Source organism: Brevibacterium sp. VCM10 (assembly GCF_000583215.1).
GTDB classification, from domain to species: Bacteria; Actinomycetota; Actinomycetes; order Actinomycetales; family Brevibacteriaceae; genus Brevibacterium; species Brevibacterium linens.
On the sequence record NZ_JAJB01000102.1, the window covers coordinates 1 to 2,698 of the forward strand.

3 protein-coding genes are annotated in these 2,698 nt (G+C 62.2%); 1 reads left to right on the top strand and 2 read right to left on the bottom strand.

Features of this window, described 5'->3' with window-relative positions; translation table 11 throughout:
• Both AD89_RS19030 and AD89_RS0117385 read right to left on the bottom strand, forming a co-directional pair.
• Nucleotides 1-543 (bottom strand): alpha/beta hydrolase (locus AD89_RS19030; RefSeq protein WP_035321459.1); only part of this gene is annotated, 543 nt, incomplete at its 3' end.
• Nucleotide 544: 1 nt separating this feature from the next.
• The gene (locus AD89_RS0117385) at nt 545-1,450 is read right to left on the bottom strand and encodes a universal stress protein (protein ID WP_025780900.1); all 906 of its coding nucleotides are present in this window, start codon (nt 1,448-1,450) and stop codon (nt 545-547) included.
• Between the two features lie 883 nt (nt 1,451-2,333).
• Here AD89_RS0117385 and AD89_RS0117390 point away from each other — a divergent pair.
• Nucleotides 2,334-2,561, top strand: a complete 228-nt coding sequence (locus tag AD89_RS0117390) for a hypothetical protein (protein WP_025780902.1) — start codon at nt 2,334-2,336, stop codon at nt 2,559-2,561.
• The last annotated feature ends 137 nt before the right edge of the window (nt 2,562-2,698 follow it).

Here is a 2,698-nt window from a genome sequence, read left to right on the forward strand (position 1 = left end):
CGTGGCCATGGCCACGCTCATGGCCCGGACGATCGCGGGGCTGCTCAGCAGGGACCGGCCGGCCTGCTCGGGCAGCCGCGCACCGAGGGCGTAGTAGGCGCGGGTGACCGCGGTGAGGAACCGCGCGGGGCCTTCCAGTGCGGGGCTGGTGATCGGGTTGATGAGCACGAGCTCGTCGACGTCGTCCTTGTACGATGCCGCGAGATGGCTGACCAGGATCGACCCGAAGGAGTGCCCCACGAGGATCGGCTTCACGCCCCGCTGTCTGCCGACCTCGGTGCGCAGTGCTGTGAGGTAGTCGACGAAGGCCGACAGCGACGAGCCTGAGTTCAGCGGACCAGTGAGCCCGAATCCGGGCAGATCGGGCACGATCACCTCACGGTCGGTGATGCTGCCGGCGATCAGCTCCATTCCATGATGGTCGCCGCGGAATCCATGCACCATCAGCAGAGGACGCCGACGCCGGTCACCCGGGTAGAGCCACGCGGCCGTGCTGTGCGAGCCCAGCCGGATGTCCGTCCGCTGTGATTGTCGTGTCCGCACCTCAGTCGGTTTCAGCGGTTCGCAGGCGACTCACTGCCCGGCGAGGGACGACCACGACGGGGACGGGAAGCACACGCAGCAGACGGCGGGCTCGCGCACCGACCGCGACCTTTCCGCCGCGGCCCAGGCGACTCGAGCCGATGAACGCGAGGTCTCCGGGCTGCCAGTCGATGGTCTCGGCCGCCTCTTCGATGTCGGCACCGGCCTTGGTTCTCACCGTGGCTCGGCCCGAGGTCAGCATCTCTGATGCTCGATCTGCCAGCACCGCTCCCCCGTACTGTTCGGCGAATTCGGTGATCTCGGCGACCTCGTCGTCATAGAGTCCGTCGTTCTCGACCAGGGACAGCAGTCTGAGGTCGACGCCGAGGCCGACAGCCGATTCGATGGCGGCACCGATGAGTGCCGAGGCCCCGGGGCGAGCACCGTAGAGTGCGGTCACCCGCGAGATCGGTCCGATATCCGACCGGCCCGACGGCGCGAGCACGACCGGCACTGTCGAGGAGTGCAGAAGCGACGAGGCAACCGTTCCAATGCGCAGCTGTCTCATCAGAGTGGTGGCTCGCGCACCGATGACGATGCCAAGTGCGCCTTCCCTCTCGGCGACTTCCATGAGGCCCTTGGATTCGTTCGAGGCGATGTGGATGGTGCCTCTGGCGCGGACGTCATCGGGAATGAGGGCCAAGGCTTCATCGAGCCAGTCGTCGATCTGCTGAGCCACGATTCCGGCTCCGTCTTTGGGTACGGCGCTGCCGGCGAGGATCGTCGATGATTCCGGACGGACGATGGTGACCACGAGTTCGACATCGATGGATCGCGCGATCGAAATGGCCAGTGAGATCGCGTCCCGGCCCCGATCCGTGGCGATGTATCCGACGACCAGACGTCTGGTGGTGGCGGTCTCTGACATTCTCAACTCCTGAAGCTGCGCGTCCGACTGATGCTCGTCTCTGCCGATTCTACGTCGGCGCTAACAGCGTTTCGACCGGAGGAATTCCCGGAGCGACTTTCAAACCCGAACAGACGAAGTGAAATTCTTTGAGAAAATAATGAACAAAACTCCCACAGGCCTTGAAAGCTGTGCTAAATTCGACAGTGCAATTACGGATTCGCAGACACCACCCTGATTGCACCTTGACAATAGCGGACGTTGACGCCGTCCCCACGAGATCCACGACCATGAAAGGAGAGCAGTTACCATGATTAACTTTCTTGCAGGCCCCGACCTTCGAACGCCTTGGCATGAATGTGCTGCCTGCCCGATTGGCGGACAAGGACTCGTCGGCTGATTCAGCCGTCTTTCACGTCTTTTCCACCGGTTGGCTTCCGGCCACCGTTGTCCTCTGAGCCACCGGTTGCCTGAGATCCGGCATTTTTCACGCCTGGCACGTGTCCAGATCATTTCGGTATGCCTTCAGTGCTGAAGCACCGCTAGTGCTGCAGCACCGCCAGTTGCCAGTCTTGATTCGGTCACATCACGCCGACATCTTTGAGTTCGGTTTCTGACCGGCAGTCATCGCGATCGCGCAACGAGCAATCCTGCGCTTTCTGTCTTGCAGTCGCTCGGCCCAGATTCAAAGTCCTTTCGGATTCCGTTGCCATTTCAATGAGTCGATCATTTCATTGGCACATTGTTGCAATGGCTATTATCTGCCTTTGTCAGCTTCGCCCATCTTCGGGTGATTCATTGTCATTAGCGCGGCATTTTCGGAATCTGTTTATCTGATCGTCATTCCGGGATATCTCCTGCCCATTTGCAGATATCCCCTGCGCGAAAACCACGAGGAAGAATTGTGTCCGCCACATTCCCATTCACCTATCCACGCCGCTGGGCCCTGAGCACCGGGATGAAGCTGATCCGGTGGGCTCGGCGCCCAGCACCCACCGCCGAAACCCGTCGCCTGAAGGCAGCCCGCCGACAGCAGGCTCGCCTGCGCGAACACGCTCGCGAACAGCGCGCACGTGAACTGCGCGAACGGGACATCGTGCGCTACCTCAGCCAGGTCCGGCCATACATCTGAGCCGCCACGGCCCGGGTCCAGTGGACTCGGGCCGTGCCCGGTGGATTCGGGTGGCGCCCGGTGGATTCGGGCATAGTGCGACCAGCGGTGAGAACCTCAGCACCGGATTTCCACCAGCACAGCCATCTGTGGCGAGC